We start from the raw sequence: 23,715 nt of genomic DNA on the forward strand, positions 1-23,715 counted from the left end.
ATGATTTACCGCTTATATCCCACGCTTTTAAATTCCTTTAATCTCTATGCGAATCAATCCCGTGATTCGAATGGCAAAATCATCGTGGATGAAATCGAGCTAATTGATCGCATCAACAGAGTCAGAAAGCCCACAACGAATGCACAACAAAAGGGGATTGATTTTGAGCGAGCAGTAACCCTAGGGGAAAATGAAGAGGCGTTTGCGGAGGGAATCATCGATCAAGCGCGGGGTTTATTACCGGTTAAATACAAGACGCAGTTTTACGTGGAATCCCGCTATAAAAATGCGATGATTTACGGATATGTGGATGGTGTGGGTGATACGGTAGCTTTTGACCTGAAGAGTACGGCCTATTATGAGCCAAATCGCTTCTTAACTAATCACCAAAATCTCTACCTGTTAGGTCTTCAAAAATACGGTATACAACGCTTAGACTATGTCATTACGGACTTTAAGCAGGTTTATGTTGAATCCTATGACGTAAATAATATCGATTTCAGCGCTCAATACGAGCAAATCGAAAAGTTCATTTTATTCCTAGAGGAAAACAAGAAATTCATTCGGGATAAAAAGATTTTTGACCGAAAATCAAGCGACAATCAATTATCGATTTTTGAGTAATCCCCTTAATTCATCTAAATGTTGAATGTCGTAAGGTAAATCCGTTTTCACGGAATTAGGATTATAATGTATGGCTGGAATTCCTGCTTGAAGAGCTCCACGCACATCGGCTTCTACGTGATCACCGATCATCAAGGCGTCCTCCGCTTGAATTCCCGCACGAGATAGGGCATATTGAAAAAACAAAGGACTCGGTTTCTTCGTACCCACTAGCTCAGAGGTAATGATTTCTTTGAAAAATGACCGCATTCCGGCTCCATCAATTTTCACGTATTGAATGTCGTTGAAGCCATTCGTTAAAATGTAGAGTGGGAAATGCTCCGCTAAATCTTGTATGATTTCAAATGCCCCCGGCATCAAATTCGTCTTTCGCGGCGCACGTTCGAGGTATTTATCTCCAAACTCTTCTGCGGACCCCGAAACACCGAGCTCCTGGAAAAACCGGACAAAACGTATTTCCCTTAATTCCGACTGCGAAATTTCTCCTGCTGCATACTGATCCCATAACGAATTATTAATTTTTTCGAAGGTTTTCCAATAGGTTTCAGGGTCGAAGGAAAAGTCATATTCGAGCGCTAAATCAAGCAATACTTCGCGGGCATTTAAGTCATGATCCCAGAGGGTGTGATCCCAGTCAAAAAAAAGCGCTTTCGGTTGAAAATTCATGTAACAAAGGTAATAATAACTTATCTTTGGTTTGGCCCATTTTAAAAAATACCATGGAACATCAATTACACCTTAAGAAACCCCTCGCATTTTTCGATTTAGAGACAACCGGCATACAAATTAACCGGGATCGCATCGTAGAAATTTCGATTGCTAAAGCCAATCCAGATGGAAGTGTGGAGGTTAAAACGCGTCGCGTGAATCCGGGTATCCCGATTCCATTAGAAGCGTCTTTAGTACATGGAATTTACGATGAAGATGTGAAAGATGAGCCCTCATTTCGCATGGTTGCGAGATCATTGGCCACTTTTTTAGACGGCTGTGATTTAGCTGGATTTAATTCTAATCGATTCGATGTGCCCCTGTTAGTGGAGGAGATGTTACGTGCTGAGGTGGATTTTGACATGAAAAATAGAAATTTAGTGGATGCTCAACGCATTTTCCACCTGATGGAGCCGCGGAATTTAACCGCAGCGTACCAGTTTTATTGTGGCAAGGAATTAATAGGAGCTCACGGCGCCGAAGCTGATGTGCTTGCTACCTTAGAAGTTTTGAATGCACAAGTAAAACACTATGCGACCCGTTCTACGAAGGATGCGGAGGGCAATGAAGTTTTCCCTATCCAGAATGACATGGACAAACTTCACGAACTAAGTGCCTCTAATTCAATTGACTTCGCTAATAGAATGACGTATAATAAAGAGCGCGTGGCTTGCTTTAATTTTGGTAAACATATAGGCAAACCGGTGCTCGAAGTTTTAAAGTCTGACCCGTCCTATTATGACTGGATGATGAAGGGTGATTTCCCAATGGACACGAAGCGCAAACTAACCGAAATAAAATTGCAAGGTTTTCAGCGTTAAGGCATTTTTGATGTCGGGGCTATCAGAAATTTTCGTATTTTTGCCTCGCATAAATGCATTTTTTGGACAGGCTTTTGCCTGAAGCCTTTGTAATTATTTAAGACTATGCAATCAATACCCGAAATTATTCGTACGATTCCGTTAACCCACTACATAATTTTAAGCTCTGCTTTGTTTTGTGTTGGCATAATGGGCGTATTAACTCGCAGAAACGCGATTATCGTATTCATGGCGATCGAATTAATGTTAAATGCCGTTAACCTATTGTTAGCCGCTTTCTCCTCTTACTATTCGGATCCTGCCGGCCAAATATTTGTCTTTTTCATCATGGCGGTAGCCGCAGCAGAAGTGGCTGTAGGATTAGCCATCATTGTTATGATTTACCGAAATATCCAGAGCATCGATATCGGTGTACTAAGCAAATTGAAAAACTAATTAAGCGCAGCTATTACTATGTCTTTATTATTCCTCATTCCTCTTTTACCCTTACTAGGTTTTGCTATTAATGGTTTAGCTTATCCTAAAATACCGAAGCAAATCGCGGGAATTATTGGAACCATTCCTCCCCTAGTTGCCTTCGCTTTATCGCTTCAATTATTCTTGAATTTTGATGGCCAAGCGCAAATTCTTACCATCGCAGAATGGATTAAGGTAGGCTCTTTAGAGATTCCTTTTGCATTTCAAATCGATCAATTGTCCATTTTAATGCTCCTAGTTATCACCGGAGTAGGCACCTTGATACACATTTACTCGATTGGGTATATGGCGCATGATGCGGGTTTTGGCAAGTTTTTTGCCTTCTTAAACCTGTTTATTTTCTTCATGTTAATCCTAGTTTTAGGAGCAAACTTTACCGTTTTATTCATCGGATGGGAAGGCGTAGGCTTGTGTTCTTACTTATTAATCGGATTTTGGAACCAAAAGAATTCCTACGGAGATGCAGCCCGCAAGGCCTTCATTATGAACCGTATTGGTGACTTAGGATTCCTAGTGGGAATATTCTTGTTGATTCAGGATTTTGGGACGACCGATTTTCAAACAATTTTTGCAGCCATAGAAAGTGGCGACTATACCACTGACTTAAGTCTTATCGCATGCTGTTTATTTATCGGTGCGATGGGTAAATCAGCCCAGATTCCTTTGTTTACTTGGCTTCCGGATGCGATGGCAGGTCCTACTCCTGTATCCGCATTGATTCACGCAGCGACGATGGTGACGGCCGGTATTTATATGGTCATTCGCGCGAACGCTTTATTTGAATTAAGTCCAGAAGTATTGCATTTTGTAGGTTGGATAGGATTAGTAACGGCTTTATTAGGTGCTGCAATCGGCTTATTCCAAAACGATATCAAAAAAGTCCTTGCCTATTCAACGGTATCCCAATTAGGCTACATGTTTATGGGTTTAGGAGCTTCCGCTTATACCGCATCGTTTTTCCACGTAATGACACATGCTTTCTTCAAGGCTTTATTATTCTTAGGAGCCGGATCTGTGATTCACGCGATGTCAGACGAACAAGATATTCGCCGCATGGGTGGATTGAAATCTAAGATGCCTATCACGTTCATCACCTTTATGCTAGGGACAATCGCGATTGCAGGTATTCCTCCATTTGCGGGTTTCTTCTCTAAAGACGAGATTTTAGCTAGCCTATACCACCACGATCCGTTGATGTGGGGCTTAGCGATTTTAGGCTCGGCTTTAACGTCCTTCTATATGTTCCGCGTTTTCATCCTTACTTTCTATGGAGAATTCAGAGGAACCGAAAAACAAGCACATCATTTACATGAGTCGCCTCTCACGATGACTTTGCCTTTAATCATATTAGCGGTATTCTCAGTGGGTGGTGGATTGATAAACTTGCCTCATTTTGCGGGAGGAAATGAATTCTTGGCTCATTGGTTAGCGCCTTTATTACCTGAGGTGGGAGAAGCAGGAGAAGTGAATTTCTTGAGCTTAGAAGGTGGCGCACCCTTGTTAGCGGCTTTCTTACCAGCATTCCTAGCGATCTACTTATTCGGAATGCAGAAGTCGGTGCCATCAGAGGACACAGAGATTTCAGGTATTCAAAAGGTAATCTACCACAAATTCTACATCGACGAATTATACGAACTGCTTTTTGTGAAACCGATCGCATTCTTGTCTAATTTCTTCTTCCAAGTAATCGACTTTTTAGTAATCGATTTATTCGTAGAAGGCCTAGGCCGTTTTGTTAAATATGCTTCGACCGAATTCCGCAGGGCTCAGACAGGTAACGTAGGTATCTACTTATTCTGCATGGTCGCGGCCATCGTTGTCATCTTATTTGTTAGTTTAAAGAGTACGATCCTTCATTAATCAACCGATCGCCACATAGCTATGTATCTACTATTTATACTTTTATTTCCGCTTTTGATTGGATCAGCCTTGTTGATTTTCAAGCCAAAAAATGCGTTTGCCATTTCCCTAGCGGCATCCATCATCGAATTAGCGGCGACGGTCTTTGTTTTAAAAGAGGCGAGTTTGAGCCCTGTTTCCTTCTCTGCCCCTTGGGTGGCTGAGGCAGGATTGTCTTTCTCTTTGTATGTAGATGGAATTAGTGGTGTTCTCATCGGTCTTTGTGCTTTATTAGTGCCTTTCATCGTAGCGACTACTGCAAATACAGACCGGGCAAATAAGGCACAATTCCAGGGTTTGATGCTTGCCATGCAAACCGCTTTAATGGGAGCCTTTTTAGCGAAAGATGCTTTCTTATTCTATTTCTTCTTCGAAGCCTCCTTATTACCGATCTACTTCTTAGCAGCCATCTATGGTGGCGAGAACAAGAATGCCATTACATTTAAATTCTTTGTTTACACTTTGTTTGGGTCATTATTCTTCTTAATCGCCCTGGTGTATGTGTATTTACAAACACCCGGCGAATTTCATTCAGCGGATATCGAAGTATTATACCAAACGGCGAAAGGCCTAAGCGCTGATCAACAAGGCTATTTATTCGCCGCTTTCTTCTTGGCATTTGCCATCAAGATGCCAATTTTCCCTTTCCATACGTGGCAGCCTGACACCTATACCGTTGCTCCTGTGCAAGGAACGATGTTATTATCGGGTATCATGTTGAAAATGGGTACTTACGGTGTTATCCGATTTGTATTACCCATGTTCCCAGTAGGCGTTGCGACTTGGGGCTTGACGGCTTCTGTACTCTCCGTAATCGGGGTGATTTATGGATCCATTATCGCTATTCAACAAAAAGATGCGAAGCGCTTATTAGCCTATTCGTCTTTTGCTCACGTTGGTTTGATGTCTGCCGGTATTTTGACGGGAAGCATCGAAGGTATTCAAGGAGCGCTCTACCAAATGTTATCTCACGGTATCAATATCATCGGTTTATTCTTCGTAATCGAAATCATTGAGCGCAGAACGAAGTCAAGAGAAATCGCCCAATTAGGCGGTATCACGCAATTCTCGTATCCATTAACGGTCACGTTTGTGATCTTGAGCTTAGGTTCGGTGGCCCTTCCATTAACGAATGGATTCGTGGGTGAGTTCTTATTATTGAAGAGTGTATTTGACCAAAACTTGACTTTAGGCATCATCGCTGGTATCACCATTATTTTAGGTGCCGTATATACGTTGCGTTTAATTCAGAAGTCGATGTTCGGGAATGTGTCTAGAATTACGGCTGATTTTGCGGAGCTAACAGGAGCAGAGAAAGCGGTATTGATTCCTTTAAGCGCACTTGTAATTTTAGGTGGTATATTCCCATCGACAGTTTTAGGTTTTAGTGAACCAGCGGTTCAGCAATTAATTCAATGGTTCAAATAAAATAGTAAAAAAGCATTATGACGGCTATCATTGCATTATCACTTCTAGGTATTTTAAATTTATTCTTAGGCTTTTGGTTTTCGAGAAAGACCATTCAAGCAGCAACGCTTATATTTTTAGCGGGCAGCATGGCATTAACGGCTTTGGACTGGAATCACGAAATGTTGTGGTACGGACACATGTTCCATACCACCAATACATCGATCAGTTTCAGTTTAATCATTCAGTTAGCTGCTTTTATGGTCGTTAGTTTTTCCAAAGGCTTTGGTATCGATGAAGAACATACCCATCCTGCAGAATACTATGCGATTTTATTATTCTCGGTCGTGGGTGCCATTTTAATGGTTTCATTCGACCATTTGATCATGTTCTTCGTGGGTCTAGAAATATTATCTGTGGCCATGTATGTACTAACTGGATCGGATAAACGTAATTTACGCTCGAACGAAGCAGCGTTGAAATACTTCTTGATGGGATCATTTGCGACGGGTATTTTGTTATTCGGAATTACCCTCGTATACGGAGCTACTCGATCATTCTACCTAGCGAACATTGCTTTAGCCATCGCCAATACACCACCGGAATCGACTCCTGTTTTCCTTTCTATCGGAGTATTATTACTATTAATCGGCTTCTTATTTAAGATCTCAGCAGCACCATTCCACTTCTGGACGCCCGATGTATACGAAGGAGCGCCTACGATTTTCACCATGTTTATGTCGACTGTTGTGAAGGCAGCTAGTTTTGCCGCCTTATTCCAATTACTTTCGGGGCCATTCGGAACAATGTACGGAACCTGGGTTTACCCGATCTATTATATCAGTATGTTGACGCTTTTAGTGGGTAATGTCACAGCGGTTTACCAGCAATCAGTTAAACGCATGTTAGCTTATTCGAGTATTTCCCATGCTGGTTATATGTTATTAACGGTGAGCGCGAATCAAGTCAGTACGCCATCCACCATCTTGTATTATTCCTTATCGTATACCTTAGCGACTATCGTTGCTTTTGGTGTGGTGATGCTTGTAGCAGAGTACCAAACTGGACGTAAAGAGAAGCCGGAGAACTTCAGTTCTTTCGAAGGTTTAGCGAAACAAAATCCAGGTCTAGCCTTCTGCTTTACCATTTCCTTATTGTCCTTAGCGGGTATTCCGTTAACAGCGGGTTTTTGGGGTAAATTCTTTGTCTTCTCAGACATCTTTAACAGACATGTCTATTATCCTGTGATTTTAGCTATCATTATGTCTGCTGTCGGCGTTTATTATTATTTCAAAGGTATCATTGCGATCTATTTCAAAGAAGGGGATATCGAACGCATCGAATTGCCTGGCTTAGTTAAATTCGCGATGTGGGCTTGTACGGTAGGCACCTTGTTATTAGGCGTATATCCAAGCATCGTTAAAAATCTCTTTTAACCTAGGCACTTGAACAAAAAGAAACCAGCCCTATTTAACCAGAAAGACTTATTCGCCTACTTTGTGGTGGCAGGATTAGGGGCTTGTGTTCAACTTTTAGCTGGTGGATTGATTAAAGATTGGTTCCGCGTATCCTACGAAGACTCTATCCTTCCAGCCTATTTTATCGCCTTAGTAGTCGGATTTTTCTTAACAAAACTTTTCGCATTTAATGCTCGCCAAAGCCAACAAACCAGACGCGAGATGTTTAAATACGTCTTAGTAGCTAGCTTTTCGGGTGGAATCACCTGGATTTTTAGCACCATTCCATACGAATTCATTCACGCCCGCTACCCGGATTTCTTTTTACACATTCCCTATTCGGTTAAGAAATTAAATATCACCCAAATAGGGACCACCTTCCATGGAATGGGATATAGCTTTGTCTCTAATTATATTTTGCACAAGACTTTCACCTTTAAGTCAAGTGGGTTCTACGACCGCTTCAAAGATCTAATAAAATAGGACTTATCTAATTTAGCTATTTGGCTAAGCCCTAATTCTTAAGGATTTTTAAGTCAAATATGCGCCGTATGGCCACATTTTCATAATTATCACCCCATTCCTTAAAAAATTCTTAAAAAATTATTTGCATTTATTTGTACTTATAAAATAATGCCGTAGATTTGTAACTCAAACCTTAAACAAAATAAGAAATGAAAAAAGTATTCGCTCTAGCTTTCGTTGCTGCAATGGTAACTTTAGCATCTTGTGGTGAGAAGAAAGCAGAAGCTTCTGCTGATTCTATGGCTGTTGATTCTGCTGCTGCTGCTGCACCTGCAGATTCTGCTGCTGCTGACACTGCTGCTGCTGACACTGCTGTTGCTAAATAATTTTAGCACAACGATCACAAAAAAGTCCATCGCATGCGATGGACTTTTTTTGTGCTTAAAATCAGGATGAAGAATAAAAAGATTGATTCTTTTTTTGATCACTTCCCTCCCAAAGTAGCGGAATACTGCTTTCAACTTTGGCATGATTATTCTTTTAACTTTATCGTCAGTAAATCCCGGGATTCTAAACTAGGGGATTACCGCTTTAGTCCAGCAAAAGGCCACCAGGTCACTGTTAATCACAACCTCAATCCTTATGCCTTCCTAGTAACCTATATCCATGAAGTCGCGCACCTGACTACCTATCTGGCTCATAAGAATAAAGTGCTTCCACACGGACAAGAATGGAAGTCACAATTCTATGTACTTTTCGAACCGATTTTAGATGAGGAATTGCTCCCTGCCGAACTCGTGAAAGTATTAAGCGCTTATTTAAAAAATCCGGCGGCATCCTCTACGGGCTACCAACCTTTAGTCGATATATTAAAAACATTTGATATGGAGTCCCCAGCTGGTATTCCCGTTCATGAATTAGCAGAGGGTACGGCCTTTCAATTAAAAAACCTTTCCTTTATCAAAGGGAAACTTCGTCGAACCCGTTACATTTGCAAAGAAATTAATTCAGGCCGAAATTACTTAATTGCCAAAAATGCGCACGTGTTACCGATTGACATTTCTTAACATTTGTTTACTCCTGCTTTTGGCAGCCTTTACAGGGCATGCTCAAAGTTCGGTTTTAGCTAGCGGTCGATGGCTAAAAGTCGGCATCACCCAATCAGGAATTTACCAAATCACTCCATCCTGGCTTTCCAAACTAAACCAAAAGGCGACTCAAATCGGTGTGTATGGTCATGAAATTGGAGAATTACCACAAGCTAACTCGACTTCACGACCTATTGACTTGCAACCTATCCCTTTTCTGAAAGAAGGAGAGACTATTGTTTTTTACGGTGAAAAATTACCGAATCACTACAGCGACACTACTTTTTATTTCATTCGCTTAGATGATCCTGCACCGAAAGCGATTACGGAAATATCGGTCGCAGCTGGTTCGGCCGGGCAGACTGTCGATTATGGATTAAGCCGATTTCATTACGAGCCTGAAACCTATAACCTTTTGCAATCGGGACGAGAGTGGCTGGGGGATGGATTTTTTGGCAATGTAAACCGAACTATTCAATATCCTCTAGCGGATTATAAAACGGGGCTTGCTAGCGTTCTTTCGGGCAAACTTGCCTCCTCTTCCGTCGCTCCAGGAACCTTCAATTTTTCCATTCCAGGAAATACGATTAATCCTATGGTGTTTCCCGCCACCACAGGTGGGCGCTACGACCAGAAAGCTTTTGTTCAACACTTTTCTGCGCGCGTCATTCCAGAGATAAAAGACCAAAACTGGACGTGGAACTTAGCTTATTCCAATACGACAGGCTCAGGTTACCTTGACTATATCGACCTCGAATACCCACGAAAATTTAATGCTCTAAACGAAAATCCGCATTATATTTTAGCCAATAAGTCGGATTCCTCCTTCACTATTTCAATTCAAAATTTACAGGCTAATCACCAAATTTGGCTAAAAAAAGCAGGAAATAGCTGGAAAAAAATAACACAAACCTCCGCGAGCCTAGCCCTAAGTCAGATATCCCCAGGAACTGAACTATTGATTTTCAATCCATCGAAAGCATCCGATCCGAAAACGGGGGAAATCATTGCGAATCAAAATATTCGAGCAGAATCATCGGCTGACCTGATTATCATATCTAGCCCTTCTATACTTCCCGTGGCAAAACTCTTAGCGGCCTATAAAAAGTCGAAAGGAATCAGTACAAAAACCTATTCGACTCAGGAAATTTATCATGAGTTTTCTGCCGGAAAATTGGATGTGACGGCTATTCGAGATTTTATTCGATGGAAGAAACCTCGCTACGTACTTTTTTTTGGTGATGCGTCAGTCGATTATAAAGGCATAAATAAGGTCGCCTCGGCTTCGGAACGATTGAATTATGTGCCCAGCTATGAAAGTAGGGAATCCTTACAACCCTTGCAGACCTATGTGTCTGATGATTATTTCGGGATATTGGGAGAGAATCAAGGAGAATGGCTCGAAGGTAATGACGCGACAAATGAAGCCTTATCGGTAGGCATTGGTCGGATTCCAGCCAGATCCTTTGAAGAAGCAAATACGGTAGTGAATAAACTTATTAGTTATGAGTCCCAAAATCGCAAACAGCCCTATCGGTTCGCTTGGCTAGCCGATGATGGCGATTCAAATATTCACGTACAAGATGCGGAAGACTTCGCTGGGTTAATTCCGGAGGCATTCCAGGTTCAAAAAACCTACCTAGATCAATTTCCTCAAGAAGTAGCTAACGGAATATATACGTCTGCCGCTGGCAAAAAAGCAAGCCTCGACTTATTTAACCAAGAGGCTGATTTTATTCATTTCTTGGGTCATGGATCAGAATCAGCTTGGACAGACGAAAAAATCATTACCAATAACGAATTACAAAACCTGAAAAACAGCCAACACCTGCCCATCCTTTTAACGGCTACATGCCAGTTTGGGCGTTTCGATGATCCTAATCAAATGTCTGGCGCAGAAATTAGTCTATTGTCGAATCAGGGGGGAGCCATTGCACTTATTTCGACGACAAGACCCGTTTTTCAGAGTAGCAATTATCTATTCGGGCAAGCATTTTATAGACAATTAACTAATCATTTAAATACTACCGATTACCGCTTAGGGGATATATTCAGAGATGCTAAAAATGATAGTCAATCTGGTGTTATTAACCGCAATATCACCCTTTTAGGTGATCCTTCGTTAAATCTACCTTGGAATCAAAAACAGCTGAGTATTAAAATAGACACGTTGCCCTCTGGCTTAATTCAAGGCCAAACCACCCCTAGCATCGATGGAGAAATCCAGGTATATTATTATGGGGAGGAACGATCCGTACAGACTTTGGGAACAAAAACAGATAAATACAACTACCGCATCCCTGGAAACCTAGAGGGCACGCACGCTGCCACCGTCCAAAAAGGCAAATTCAGTCTAGCTAACCTACCTGCGTCTCGATTAAAATGGATTGCACGTACTGCCACAGAAAACTACGGAGGCGGAATGCGAAGTGTATTGAAAGCGAGTTCAGAGGCAAAAGAAAGCACTCCTCCCGTGCTTTCAGCAAGCTTATTAAACGAATCTAATATACAAGCTTGCTCCCCTAATCCGATTTTAAAAATTAACATAACAGACGCCAGCTCGCTTCGATTTGTGGGACCTAAAGGCGAATTAGCTTATTTGACCGTAAACGACACCTTAAAAATCCCCATCGCCAATCTTTTTTCACCCGACTTGAATAATAGCAAACAAGGAACACTCCTTTTCCCGTTTCAATCTTTAAAACCTGGAAATTATCGAATTAAAGCCAATTGTTTTGACCTACATACGAATCAGGGATTTTGTTCGTTTGATTTCACGGTTTCCTCTTTAACGAAAGAGAACAGTTCGCTGAGAATTTATCCTAATCCAATGACAGAACGAAGTAATTTCTCCTTTATACAAGAGAAACGTTGGACGAGCTACTTCTACAAACTAAAAATTTATAGTAACTTAGGGAAACAAATTTTAGAGAAAACCGGCTTGGTTCCTGGAAGTGATTCTGTCAACCAAACTTTCTCGATCGATTGGAGTGCAGAAGAGAAAAACCAATTAGATTTTATCAACTACTATCAATTAGAATTAACTTACGATACGGGAGCTCCATTTCAAAGCTTTAGCGGTCGTATAGGAAATATAAAATAGCCCATGAAACATTTAGTGACCCTGATTTTATGCACACTAGGATTTAATGTCCTTGCTCAAACGACATTAGTTTCAGGCCAAATCAATGCTGGACGAATTCCTACCCCCACCCTGCTATTCTTAAATGTAGCACCTGATGCGCGTTCTGCTGCGATGGGGGACGCGGGAGTGGCCTTATCCGTAGATGCTAATGCCATTCGCTGGAATACGGCAAAATTAGCAACCACAGATAAGAAAATGGGTTTTTCTATGTCTTATACGCCTTGGTTACGCAACCTAGTCAATGACATGGCACTCTATAACATAGCGGGCTATACGGTGACGAAGAAGAATTTAGTCTTTGGCTTTTCGGTTGATTATTTTGATCAAGGGATGTTCCAAGCGACTTTAGATAATGGAACAAGTGCAGGTAATTTTAATTCAAAAGAATTTGCGCTAGGTATTTCGCACGCTAGAAAATTATCGCCGGCACTTTCTTTAGGAATGAATTTGAAATACATTAATTCGAATTTATTAGGCAATTACCAAGGTGGCGGAGGAATTAGCAATGCCTTGAAGCCAGCCGAAACGGTGGCAGCGGATATCTCTGTCTTTTATTCGAAGCCCACAACGGCCCCTTGGAAATATAGCTATGGCCTTACGCTTTCAAACATATCAGGTAAGGTAACCTACGGTGGAACAGAGAAGAACTTTATTCCTACGAATTTACGTGTCGGTATGGCTGCCACACACGAGATAGATGATTTGAATAAATTAACATTCACCGTTGACTTCAATAAATTGATGGTTCCTACACCTCCTGCCTACGTAAATGGGAAAATGGTAGGCACGGATCCGGCGACGGTTTCAGCGATTGGCGGGATTTTTGGATCTTTAGGAGATGCGCCAGACGGGATTAGTGAGGAAATCAAAGAGGTGACTACCTCTATCGGTGCTGAATATTTATTTAATAATTCTTTTGCCTTACGAACAGGCTATTTTAATGAGAGTGAAATGAAGGGAAATCGCAAGTACTTTACCTTTGGCGTAGGCTTTAAGATGGACTCGAAATACGGTCTTGACTTTGCTTACTTAGTCCCTAGTGGACAAGGGAGTCCACTTGCGAATACCTTACGTTTAACGCTCATTGCGGGAATTAATCAGCCCGTTAAATAATATGCTAGATCGCAGTATTGCCCCAGCCGCCTATCCGGTGGATAAAATTTTATTCCCTACACCTAATCAGTTCACCTTAGCGAATGGAATTCAGGTTTGGGTCGTTTCTGCTGGCGAACAGGAGGTTTTTAAATTTGAATTAAGTACCAAAGCAGGGGCGATTCATAGCCCTTTAGCGGGATTAGCGGGAATGACGGCTTCGCTGATGAAAAGAGGGACGTCTACCCATTCAGCGCAAGCTATAAATCAAGATTTTGATTTTTTCGGAGCATTTTGGGATATCCAAGCCAGTTTAGACCATGGTACTTTTACCGTATATGGCTTGAATAAGCATTTTGAATCCTTGCTTCCGCTTGTGGCAGAGATTCTACAGGACGCTATATTTCCCGCCGACGAAGTAGAAAAAGAGATTGAAATTGAGCGCCAAAAAACGAAACTCAATTGGGAGAAAACCTCCTATTCAGCGAGCCAAAAATTTAGAGCACAGATTTTTCCAAACGACCCGTATGGCCGTTTCACTTTGGCAGATGATTTTGATTGTTTAGATCAAAAGGTAATTGTTCAGCAGTTTGAAGCTACTTGGAAAACACAGCAACCGGTTATTTTCCTTTCCGGAAAGATATCAGAGGAGCAGATCAAATTTTTAGATCAGACTCTGGGACAAATTTCGTTTAGTAGCCCGGTGATTCATATTCCAACCCTTCAGCCTGCGCCCAAGCCCCTAAAAATAAGGGAAGAAAAAGAGGGATCCGTTCAGAGTTCCATTCGATTCGGTCTGCCTGCCATTTCTAGAGCCCATCCGGACTATTTTAATTTTAGCCTGATGAATACCGTTTTGGGTGGCTATTTTGGATCTAGATTGCAGAAAAATATCAGAGAAGACAAAGGATTCACCTATGGCATCTCCTCCAGCTTAACCCCTTACCCGCGCGGCGGCTATTGGGTGGTGGGAACGGATGTAAATGGGGGAAATGTGAATGAGACTTTGGCAGAAATCAAAAAAGAAATAAACATTCTTCAAAACGATTTAGTCTCAGAAGAGGAATTAGACATCGTAAGAAATTACCTGATGGGAAGCTTCACCGGCGAATTGACGCAAGCTTTCGATATCGCCGAAAAAGTAAGGGTAATTCAATTAGATGGCCTGGCGCCTGATTATTATGACCAGTTCCAAGATCATATACAAAATATCCAGGCCCAGGATATTAGAGACATGGCTGCTAAATACCTGAACCTGGATCAAATGCACGAAGTTATCGTGGGTTAAGAATTAGAACGAGGCTAATTCTTTAAATTCATTTACGCGGCTAGCTAAATCTGCTTCCGTAATTTCGAATAAACGCTCAGTTCCGAATTTCTCTACACAGAAAGAGGCCATCGCCGAACCGTGGACGATCGCTTTGCGCATGTTTTCGAAGGAGATATCGTCTGTTTTTGCAAGGTAACCGATAAATCCACCTACAAAGGTGTCCCCAGCTCCCGTCGGATCAAACACGTCTTCTAATGGCAAAGCTGGGCAATAGAACATGCGATCCCCTTGGAATAACAAGGCACCGTGCTCCCCTTTCTTAATAATTAAGGTTTTAGGTCCCATTGCCATGATTAATCTCGCGGCTGTACGGAGCGAATATTGCTCGGATAATTGACGTGCCTCCTCATCATTGATGCAAAGCACATCCACCATCGTCAAAACACGCTTCAAATCATCCATCGCTACATCCATCCAGAAATTCATCGTGTCCATAACGACTAATTTGGGACGTTTGTTTAGTCCTTGAATAGCCTCCATTTGAACTTGTGGAGTTAAGTTTCCTAACATTAAATAATCACAATCTTGATAAGATGCTGGGATAGCTGGTTTAAAATCTGCTAACACATTTAATTCCGTCACCAAGGTGTCACGGGAATTCATATTGTTATGGTATTTACCTGCCCAAAAGAAGGATTTCTCCCCTTTCTTAATCTGTAAGCCATCTAGATTTATTCCGCGTGAGGTCAACGTGTCCATGTATTCTTGGGGAAAATCATCACCCACCACAGCTACCACATTTACCTTAGGTAAAAAGAAGGCCGCAGATAAGGCGATGTAAGTACAAGATCCACCGATGATTTTATCAGTTTTCCCATAAGGGGTTTCAAGGGCGTCGAACGCTACGGTTCCAATGGATAATAAGCTCATAATAAATGTTTTAACCTACTTTAGGACAACGACTAAAGACTTGGTTTGGGTTGAAAAAATACCGGTAGGTAATAAAAGTTTTATCATTCGTGGCTCCTAACTGGGAGACAAATCGAAGCATTTTAGGATTAAAGTCCCCCACCCAGTTCATATCCATGGTTGCATAGGGATAGAAAGGATTCGTTCGAGCGACTTCTCGGAATCGAAGGGCAATAGCTGATTCGACTCCCTTGCCTTGGTGATCTGGAGTTACGCCAAAAATCACCCCACAAGTACGGGTCAACGTTCCTTTCATCTTTAATAAAAGGAATTTAATCATGCCCCACCAGTTCAGTTTCCCGTTCAGGTGTTTGACGATTTGGTTCAAATCAGGGATGACAATAAAGAAAGCCACTGGCGTCCCATCGGTTGTGTAGGCAAACCACAATAATTGCTCATCGATGATGGGCTTCATGGTTTTCACTAGTTTTTGGGCAGATTCCGAACTCATTTCCTTCACCCCGGGGAATTTAGCCCAGGCAGCATTGAAAATGAAGCGAAAATCTTCCGCGTATTTGGTCAAATTACTCTTTTCGATGTGTTGAAAAACGTAATCAGGGTTATTAAAAATGCGTTGTGCTTTTTCTTCAATGCCCGGCGTGACGTTTGCTCCTGCAATAGGCGACACGAATACATATTGCTGAAAATAATCTTTAAATCCGTAATTCTCGAAGAAAGGAATGTAATAGGGTTTCGTCCAAGGCATTTTATAGGTAGGCTCAAACTCCCAGCCTTTGACCATCAAACCCCAGAAACCATCGCGCTCCCCAAAATTAATCGGGCCATCCATCCCCTCCATTCCTCTCTCCGCTAGCCAAGTTTTGCAGGCATCAAAAAGTAGGACAGCTGCACTTTCATTCTCCACACACTCAAAAAAGCCCATTCCACCCACGGGCACCTCGCCTTCTTTCGTATTCCGCTCATAAAAAGCGGCTACTCGACCGATAGGCTCACTAGAATCCGAAAACAAAATCCAGCGAATTGCCTCTCCTTGCTTAAAATGGGGGTTCTTACGTGAATCAAAAATTGATTCCACATCGTTGTTCAACGGACGAATCCAATTAGGATCCGATGCATAAAGTTGAACCGGTAATTCCAGAAAGGTCTTCTTTAATCGAGTGTCGTCTCCTACTTCTCTCAAAAACATGCCAAAAACGATTTAATGCAAAATAAATACAAAGGTAATGAATTGCGTTTGGGTTTGGTGAATTAAAAGAATCCAATTAATTTTAATTAATATTGTTCTCTTTCGATCAGAAACGATCCGCTTACCATGCAGCCCTTAAAAATTTATAATACCCTGAGTCGTGAAAAAGAACTTTTCACCCCGATACACGAAAATCACGTGGGACTTTATGTCTGCGGGCCCACGGTTTATAATTATGTTCACTTAGGCAATCTGCGCACATTTACCTCTTTTGACATCCTAAACCGCTATTTATTGCATATCGGATACAAGGTGCGTTATGTGCGTAACATTACGGACGTAGGACACTTAGTAGGCGATGGCGATGAGGGGGAAGATAAGATAGGTAAGATGGCCAAACTGGAAAAGTTAGAGCCGATGGAGATCGTTCATCGCTTTACACAGGATTTCCATCAGGTATTAGAAAAATTCCATGTTTTGCCTCCAAGTATTGAGCCTACGGCGACGGGTCATATCGTGGAACAAATAGAGACAACAAAGTCTTTAATTGAGAAGGGATCAGCCTACGAATCGAATGGTTCGGTGTATTTTGACATCGAGACCTATAATAAGAATGGCGGTAATTATGGCCATTTGTCTGGTCGCGTTATCGAAGACTTATTAACCGAAACACGGGATTTAGATGGTGTGGGCGAAAAGCGAAATCCGTTGGATTTTGCGCTTTGGAAAAAAGCTTCACCAGAACACCTTATGCGCTGGCCATCTCCCTGGGGAGAGGGTTTTCCAGGCTGGCACTTAGAGTGTACCTGCATGAGTCATAAATACTTAGGGGATACATTTGACATACATGGAGGTGGGATGGACTTGAAATTCCCACACCATGAATGCGAAATTGCTCAGGCAAAAGCCGCCTATGGTCGCGCCCCGGTTCGGTATTGGATGCACACAAATATGTTAACGGTGAATGGCCAAAAAATGAGTAAATCCCTTGGAAACTCGTTCTTGCCATCCGAATTATTTGCGGGCAGTCATGCGCTTTTAGAGCAGGCATATAGTCCCATGACGGTGCGCTTCTTTATGTTGCAGTCACAATACCGCAGTACGTTAGACTTCTCGAATGAAGCACTAAAAGCTGCCCAAAAAGGCTATAAGAAAATTGCCAATGGCTTGCGGATCATCAAAAAATTAGCCTATCCAACGGATATCACGGCAAATCCAGATGCCGCACAGGAAAAAGAAATCAACGACGCGATTCAAGGTTGCTACGATGGTATGAACGACGATTTAAACACGGCTGTGGCGATCGCTCACTTGTTTACCTTGTTAAAGAAGATCAACTCTATTTATACAGGTGGAGTAGCTTTTGAATCCATCTCGGCTGAAACATTTTCGAATTTACAAAGTTCATACGTCAGCATTTTAGAAGATGTTTTAGGGTTACAAGAAGAAATCCCTGCAGAAATGAATGGCTTGACCGATGAACTTCTTCAGCTTTACAAGGGTTTCAAGGAAAGTAGACAATACGACAAAGTAGACGAGATCCGCGGCGCCTTTAAAACGGCTGGATTATTAATTAAAGACATGAAAAACTCCATCGACTGGGGATACGAAGAATAATATGCTCAGAAATTTAACACCCACGGTACGGAATTTGATTTTCATCAATGTCGCCATGTTCTTAGGATCAAGCTTCATCCCAGATGAATTATTTGCCTTATATTTCTTCCAGTCTAGTAATTTCCATTACTTCCAAATCATCAGCTACATGTTCATTCATGCGAATTTTATACATTTGTTGATGAATATGTTTGGGCTTTATATGTTCGGATCTATTTTAGAAAAAATCTGGGGCGGACAGCGCTTCTTATTTTTCTATCTCTTCTGTGGTGTAGGCGCTGGTTTATTACACGAGGCGATTCAATATTTTCATGATTACGCGAGTATTCGTAAGGCGTTGGAATTAGCTATTTCGAACCCAAATTCTGATTTCTTGATGGACTATTTCAACCGTTTCGATGGAAGTTCAGCCATCAATGAAGGAAAATTGAATACCACCGGCGCGATTGAACATTATAAAAACTATACTACCCAAAACCCGGTGGTAGGCGCCTCTGGAGGCGTGTTCGGTATCTTGATGGCTTATGGCTATTTATTCCCTAATTCCGAGATGTTTGTCTTTCCTATCCCCATTCCGGTGAAAGCAAAATACCTAGTGATGGGATTTGCCTTTTATGAGCTTTATGCTGGCAGATCCGCTGCTGAAGGGGATAATGTGGCCCATTTTGCCCATTTAGGCGGTATGCTATTTGCCGTGATTTTATTATTGATTTGGCGCCAAAAACGAGACAGCTTCTATTAACATGCGCAGTATTTGGACCGATATAAAAAATATTATACAGCAGCCTGGACAAGGCTTACTGAAGATTATTATAGCTAATGGAGCCATTTTCATCGCTTTAATGATCGTCCGTGTAGGCTTATTGATCGCTGGAAAATCTGAATTATTTGACGCCTTTTTTGCGCAAGTTTCTCTTCCATCCTCTCTTGATCTGATCCTCCAAAGACCTTGGAGTCTGCTCACCTATTTTTTCTTGCACATCGAGGTCTTCCACCTGGTGTTTAATATGATGTTCCTGTATTGGTTCGGTATTATTATCCAGGATTTTATCGGAAATAAGCGCCTCGTTCAACTCTTCTTTTATGGCGGATTGGCCGGAGCGGTAGCCTTTATCATCACCATGAATACCGTAAGTTTTTTCATTGAGAAAGGGCCTAATTTTATGAATGGGGCATCTGCCGGGGTTTTTGCGGTGGTAGTTGCCGCAGCCACGATTCGACCTAATTACGAGGTGCGTTTACTTTTATTAGGGCAGGTGCAAATAAAATACATCTCCGCATTTTATGTGCTTTGGTCCTTCATTGAAACGACCGGATCGAACGCTGGAGGGAATATTGCCCATTTAGGAGGGGCAATATTAGGATTTATTTTTGCCAAAAACTTTTTAGCCGCCTCCCGCCCTCAAGCCATATTTGAAATTAAAATTAAAGAATTTGTACAGGTAGTAAACCAGAAAATTCAAACTAGAAAAGAACCCGAAATAGTTCCAGAGGAAGAGTTAAACTCCATTTTGGACAAAATATCACAGTCCGGATACGACAGTTTAACCGATTACGAACAAAAAAGATTATTCAAAGCGAGTCAAAAAAATGACTAAGGCTTAAAAACATTTTTACCTTTGCCTTGTTACTCTTTCACCATTACATCACAAGCGTCTATGCAATTTGAAGCCGGTCCATTACTTAGTAAAATCAACTCTCCGGAGGATTTGCGTAAGTTGCCGAAATCAGACTTAACTCAAGTTTGCGCCGAATTGCGTCAGTTTATTATCGACAACGTATCGGTGAACGGAGGCCATTTTGGCGCCTCTTTAGGTGTAACCGAGTTAACAGTAGCCTTGCATTATGTATTTAATACCCCGGACGATCAATTGGTTTGGGATGTGGGGCACCAAGCTTACGGACACAAAATCTTAACAGAACGCCGGGATATTTTTCATACGAATCGCATCATAGGAGGTATTTCCGGTTTTCCGAAGCGTTCTGAAAGCATATACGACACCTTTGGCGTAGGTCATTCCTCTACTTCTATCTCAGCAGCGTTAGGAATGGCGGTGGGATCACGCTATAAAAAAGAAACACAAAGGCAGCACATCGCTGTGATTGGGGATGGATCGCTGACCGCAGGAATGGCTTTCGAAGCCATGAACCACGCGGGCGATATCCCGAACAATATGCTGATTATCTTGAACGATAATTGCATGGCAATCGACCCAAATGTGGGGGCCTTGAAAGAATATTTAACAGATATCACCACGTCTCACACCTATAATAAGGTGAAAGATGATGTTTGGAATCTGTTAGGAAAGATGTCCAAGTTCGGGAAGACGGCACAAGAGATTGTTTCGAAGATCGAAAATGGGTTGAAAGCCACCCTTTTAAATCAAAGTAATTTATTTGAATCGCTTAATTTACGGTATTTTGGCCCGATTGATGGTCACGATATTGATAATTTAACGACCGTCTTAAATGACTTAAAAGATATTCCTGGACCGAAGATTTTGCATTGCATAACGACCAAAGGAAAAGGGTATTCACTAGCCGAAAAAGATCAAACTCTTTGGCATGCGCCAGGTAAATTTGATAAAACGACGGGTGAAATTCATAAGAAAACGTTTGATGATCCACAGCCACCTAAATACCAGGAGGTTTTTGGTCATACGCTATTAGAACTAGCCGAAAAGAATCCTAAAATCATGGGAATCACGCCGGCGATGCCATCGGGATCTTCGATGAATATTATGATGCGGGCGATGCCTGATCGGGCTTTTGACGTGGGAATTGCGGAACAACATGCCGTAACTTTCTCCGCTGGACTAGCTACACAAGGCTTAACCGTCTTCTGCAACATCTACAGTTCCTTCATGCAACGCGGGTACGACCAAGTCGTACATGATGTTTGTTTGCAAAAACTACCGGTCATCTTTTGTTTAGATCGCGCTGGACTAGCGGGAGCAGATGGGCCTACGCACCATGGTCTACTTGATTTAGCCTTCATGCGTTGTGTGCCTAATATGATTGTGGCTGCCCCGCGAAATGAGCAAGAGTTGCGTAATATCATGTACACAGCGTCTTTAGATACGTTCAAGTCCCATGAAAAAGCGATGACCATTCGCTATCCACGTGGAGAGGGTGTTATGCCCGCTTGGAGAACTGACTTAGAGGAAATTGAAATAGGTAAAGGAGTGCAATTACTGGAGGGGGAAGAAATCGCCATCTTGTCCATTGGCCATATTGGCAATGAAGCAATCGCTGCTTGCGAAGCTGCGCGTGCTCAAGGACTAAAACCTGCCTTGTTTGATATGCGCTTCGTAAAACCCTTAGACGAAGTATTATTGCACCGCATTTTTAAAGAATTTAAGAAGGTCATTACCGTAGAAGACGCCGCAATTCAAGGCGGATTCGGTTCAGCCATTGCTGAATTCATGGTCGACCATAGCTATACCTCTCTACTAATTCGCCTGGGAGTTCCAGACGAAATCATCGAACATGGGGAGCAAAAAGAACTTTATGCCCTATGCGGAATCGATGCAGCAGGCATTTTAGCAAAAATCGAAGCGAACAGTGTCGCGCGTCCTACGAAAAATAATCCGAAAGCACTTGTTTCTTAATTTGCTAATAGTACTTTTCAAAGAAATATTACCTACCTTTGCACCTTGAATTTCCCAATTAAAGGAATTTCGTTTCATTCAACGAATACATTTTTATGCTAAGCATTCGCAACATTGCCATTATTGCCCACGTTGACCACGGTAAAACGACCCTAGTTGACAAAATCATTCATGCCTCCAAGATTTTTAGAGAAAATCAAGAATTTGGAGATTTGATCCTTGACAATAACGACTTAGAGAGAGAAAGAGGGATTACAATTACGTCTAAAAACGTATCTGTTCGTTATAACGGGGTAAAAATTAATATTATTGATACACCTGGTCACGCCGACTTTGGCGGTGAGGTAGAACGCGTTCTACGTATGGCAGATGGTGTTATCTTATTAGTGGATGCTTTCGAAGGCCCGATGCCTCAAACACGTTTCGTTTTATCTAAGGCTATTGCTTTAGGTTTAAAGCCTATCGTGATTGTAAATAAAGTAGATAAAGAAAACTGTCGCCCAGACGAAGTACACGAAAGTGTATTCGATTTGATGTTTAACCTAGAGGCTTCAGAAGATCAATTAGACTTCCCTTGCATCTATGGTTCATCTAAGCAGGGATGGATGAGTACTGACTGGAAACAACCAACAGATAATATCATTCCTTTGTTAGATGCAATTATTGAGCACATTCCAGCTTCTAAAGTACAAGCAGGTACACCACAAATGCAGATTACGTCATTAGACTATTCTTCTTTCGTGGGTCGTATCGCGATCGGTCGTTTAGAGCGCGGAACATTAACAGAAGGCATGCAAATTGCTTTATGTAAAGCGGATGGTTCAACGAAGAAAATGCGTATCAAAGAACTTCAAGTATTCGAAGGTCTAGGAAAAGTAAAAGTAGAAAAAGTTGAGTGTGGTGAGATTTGTGCCATTACAGGTATCGAAGATTTCGAAATTGGTGACACAGTCGCTGATGCAGAGAATCCAGAGGCTTTAGAGCGTATCGCTATCGATGAGCCTACGATGAACATGTTGTTTACGATTAACAACTCCCCTTTCTTTGGTAAGGAGGGTAAATTAGTGACATCTCGTCACTTACGTGATCGTTTGTTCAAAGAGACAGAGAAAAACTTAGCCTTAAAAGTGCTTACGACAGATAGCGAAGATAAATTCTTAGTGTTTGGTCGTGGTATTCTTCACTTATCTGTATTAATCGAAACGATGCGTCGTGAAGGTTATGAATTACAAGTAGGTCAGCCTCAGGTTATCTTTAAAGAAGGAGAAAATGGAGAGCGCCTAGAACCAATCGAATCATTAGTAGTAGACGTTCCTGCAGAAGTAGCTGGTAAAGTAATCGAATTAGCGACTCAAGGAAAAGGCGAGTTATTGATCATGGAACCTAAAGGGGACTTACAACACTTAGAATTCAACATTCCATCCCGTGGTTTGATTGGATTACGTTCGAAAGTGTTAACGGCTACCTTCGGAGAGGCGATCATGGCCCACCGTTTTATTCAATACGAAGCATTTAAAGGAGCGATTCCAGGTCGTATCAACGGATCATTGATCTCGATGAATACAGGTCCTGCTATTCCTTATGCCATTGATAAATTACAAGATAGAGGGGTGTTCTTCATCGATCCAGGTGAAGAAATCTATACTGGAATGGTTGTAGGTGAGCATAATCGCCAAAATGACATCGAAGTGAACCTTCAAGCATCAAAGCAATTAACGAATATGCGTGCGTCTGGTACGGACACAAACGCAAAAATTGCTCCTAAATTAAACTTCTCATTAGAAGAGTGTATGGAGTTTATCCAAAAGGATGAATACTTAGAAATCACTCCGAAATCATTACGTATGCGTAAAATTTGGTTAGATCCAAGTGAGCGTAAGCGCAACGAGAAGAAGCCAAGCTAATTTCCGAAAGGCTG

At 41.8% G+C, this 23,715-nt stretch carries 20 protein-coding genes; 17 read left to right on the forward strand and 3 right to left on the reverse strand.

Annotated elements, in window-relative coordinates:
- Nucleotides 1-624: a hypothetical protein gene (locus ACST13_RS06555; RefSeq protein WP_459463391.1), complete on the forward strand. Its 624-nt coding sequence runs from the start codon at nt 1-3 to the stop codon at nt 622-624.
- Here the strand turns inward: ACST13_RS06555 and ACST13_RS06560 are convergent.
- Nucleotides 607-1,290 carry a YjjG family noncanonical pyrimidine nucleotidase gene (locus tag ACST13_RS06560; protein WP_459522410.1) on the reverse strand — a complete coding sequence of 228 codons (684 nt, stop codon included), beginning with the start codon at nt 1,288-1,290 and terminating at the stop codon, nt 607-609. The genes ACST13_RS06555 and ACST13_RS06560 overlap by 18 nt on opposite strands.
- A 53-nt stretch (nt 1,291-1,343) precedes the next feature.
- On the opposite strand from ACST13_RS06560, the gene ACST13_RS06565 reads away from it, so the two are divergent.
- The 11 genes from ACST13_RS06565 to ACST13_RS06615 all read left to right on the forward strand — a co-directional run bounded on the left by ACST13_RS06565 (nt 1,344) and on the right by ACST13_RS06615 (nt 14,471).
- Complete coding sequence (locus tag ACST13_RS06565) at nt 1,344-2,153, forward strand: exonuclease domain-containing protein (RefSeq protein WP_459522411.1); 810 nt, start codon at nt 1,344-1,346, stop codon at nt 2,151-2,153.
- 105 nt (nt 2,154-2,258) lie between these two features.
- Nucleotides 2,259-2,588, forward strand: a complete 330-nt coding sequence (gene nuoK / locus ACST13_RS06570; protein ID WP_459522412.1) for an NADH-quinone oxidoreductase subunit NuoK — start codon at nt 2,259-2,261, stop codon at nt 2,586-2,588.
- An 18-nt stretch (nt 2,589-2,606) separates the two neighbouring features.
- On the forward strand, nt 2,607-4,490 hold the full coding sequence (gene nuoL / locus ACST13_RS06575; RefSeq protein ID WP_459522413.1) for an NADH-quinone oxidoreductase subunit L: 1,884 nt from the start codon (nt 2,607-2,609) through the stop codon (nt 4,488-4,490).
- Between the two features lie 21 nt (nt 4,491-4,511).
- Nucleotides 4,512-5,957, forward strand: coding sequence for a complex I subunit 4 family protein (locus tag ACST13_RS06580; RefSeq protein WP_459522414.1), 1,446 nt, complete (start codon nt 4,512-4,514; stop codon nt 5,955-5,957).
- Nucleotides 5,958-5,974: 17 nt separating this feature from the next.
- Nucleotides 5,975-7,372 (forward strand): NADH-quinone oxidoreductase subunit N, encoded by a 1,398-nt coding sequence (locus ACST13_RS06585; protein WP_459522415.1) that lies wholly within the window; start codon nt 5,975-5,977, stop codon nt 7,370-7,372.
- Between the two features lie 9 nt (nt 7,373-7,381).
- The gene (locus ACST13_RS06590; protein WP_459522416.1) at nt 7,382-7,876 is read left to right on the forward strand and encodes a GtrA family protein; all 495 of its coding nucleotides are present in this window, start codon (nt 7,382-7,384) and stop codon (nt 7,874-7,876) included.
- 191 nt (nt 7,877-8,067) lie between these two features.
- Nucleotides 8,068-8,244 (forward strand): hypothetical protein, encoded by a 177-nt coding sequence (locus ACST13_RS06595; protein WP_459522417.1) that lies wholly within the window; start codon nt 8,068-8,070, stop codon nt 8,242-8,244.
- Between the two features lie 66 nt (nt 8,245-8,310).
- Nucleotides 8,311-8,925 (forward strand): SprT-like domain-containing protein, encoded by a 615-nt coding sequence (locus tag ACST13_RS06600; protein ID WP_459522418.1) that lies wholly within the window; start codon nt 8,311-8,313, stop codon nt 8,923-8,925.
- A 19-nt stretch (nt 8,926-8,944) separates the two neighbouring features.
- The gene (gene porU, locus ACST13_RS06605; RefSeq protein ID WP_459522419.1) at nt 8,945-12,049 is read left to right on the forward strand and encodes a type IX secretion system sortase PorU; all 3,105 of its coding nucleotides are present in this window, start codon (nt 8,945-8,947) and stop codon (nt 12,047-12,049) included.
- 3 nt (nt 12,050-12,052) lie between these two features.
- Nucleotides 12,053-13,204, forward strand: coding sequence for a type IX secretion system outer membrane channel protein PorV (porV, locus tag ACST13_RS06610; RefSeq protein ID WP_459522420.1), 1,152 nt, complete (start codon nt 12,053-12,055; stop codon nt 13,202-13,204).
- A gap of 1 nt (nt 13,205) precedes the next feature.
- Nucleotides 13,206-14,471 (forward strand): M16 family metallopeptidase, encoded by a 1,266-nt coding sequence (locus tag ACST13_RS06615; protein ID WP_459522421.1) that lies wholly within the window; start codon nt 13,206-13,208, stop codon nt 14,469-14,471.
- Nucleotides 14,472-14,474: 3 nt separating this feature from the next.
- Here the strand turns inward: ACST13_RS06615 and ACST13_RS06620 are convergent, their stop codons facing one another.
- Entirely contained in the window at nt 14,475-15,383 is a 909-nt protein-coding gene (locus tag ACST13_RS06620) for a PfkB family carbohydrate kinase (protein ID WP_459522422.1), read from the reverse strand.
- A gap of 10 nt (nt 15,384-15,393) precedes the next feature.
- Complete coding sequence (locus ACST13_RS06625) at nt 15,394-16,569, reverse strand: hypothetical protein (protein ID WP_459522423.1); 1,176 nt, start codon at nt 16,567-16,569, stop codon at nt 15,394-15,396.
- Between the two features lie 126 nt (nt 16,570-16,695).
- Here ACST13_RS06625 and cysS point away from each other — a divergent pair, with 126 nt between their 5' ends.
- From cysS to typA, 5 genes are all read left to right on the forward strand, one after another.
- Nucleotides 16,696-18,186 carry a cysteine--tRNA ligase gene (gene cysS / locus ACST13_RS06630; RefSeq protein WP_459522424.1) on the forward strand — a complete coding sequence of 497 codons (1,491 nt, stop codon included), beginning with the start codon at nt 16,696-16,698 and terminating at the stop codon, nt 18,184-18,186.
- Between the two features lies 1 nt (nt 18,187).
- Nucleotides 18,188-18,928, forward strand: coding sequence for a rhomboid family intramembrane serine protease (locus tag ACST13_RS06635; RefSeq protein WP_459522425.1), 741 nt, complete (start codon nt 18,188-18,190; stop codon nt 18,926-18,928).
- A gap of 1 nt (nt 18,929) precedes the next feature.
- Complete coding sequence (locus ACST13_RS06640) at nt 18,930-19,784, forward strand: rhomboid family intramembrane serine protease (RefSeq protein WP_459522426.1); 855 nt, start codon at nt 18,930-18,932, stop codon at nt 19,782-19,784.
- A gap of 60 nt (nt 19,785-19,844) precedes the next feature.
- Nucleotides 19,845-21,797, forward strand: a complete 1,953-nt coding sequence (gene dxs, locus ACST13_RS06645) for a 1-deoxy-D-xylulose-5-phosphate synthase (protein ID WP_459522427.1) — start codon at nt 19,845-19,847, stop codon at nt 21,795-21,797.
- Nucleotides 21,798-21,892: 95 nt separating this feature from the next.
- Complete coding sequence (typA, locus tag ACST13_RS06650) at nt 21,893-23,701, forward strand: translational GTPase TypA (RefSeq protein ID WP_459522428.1); 1,809 nt, start codon at nt 21,893-21,895, stop codon at nt 23,699-23,701.
- Nucleotides 23,702-23,715: the final 14 nt, after the last annotated feature.

Source organism: Aquirufa sp. A-Brett2-W8, from assembly GCF_054558755.1.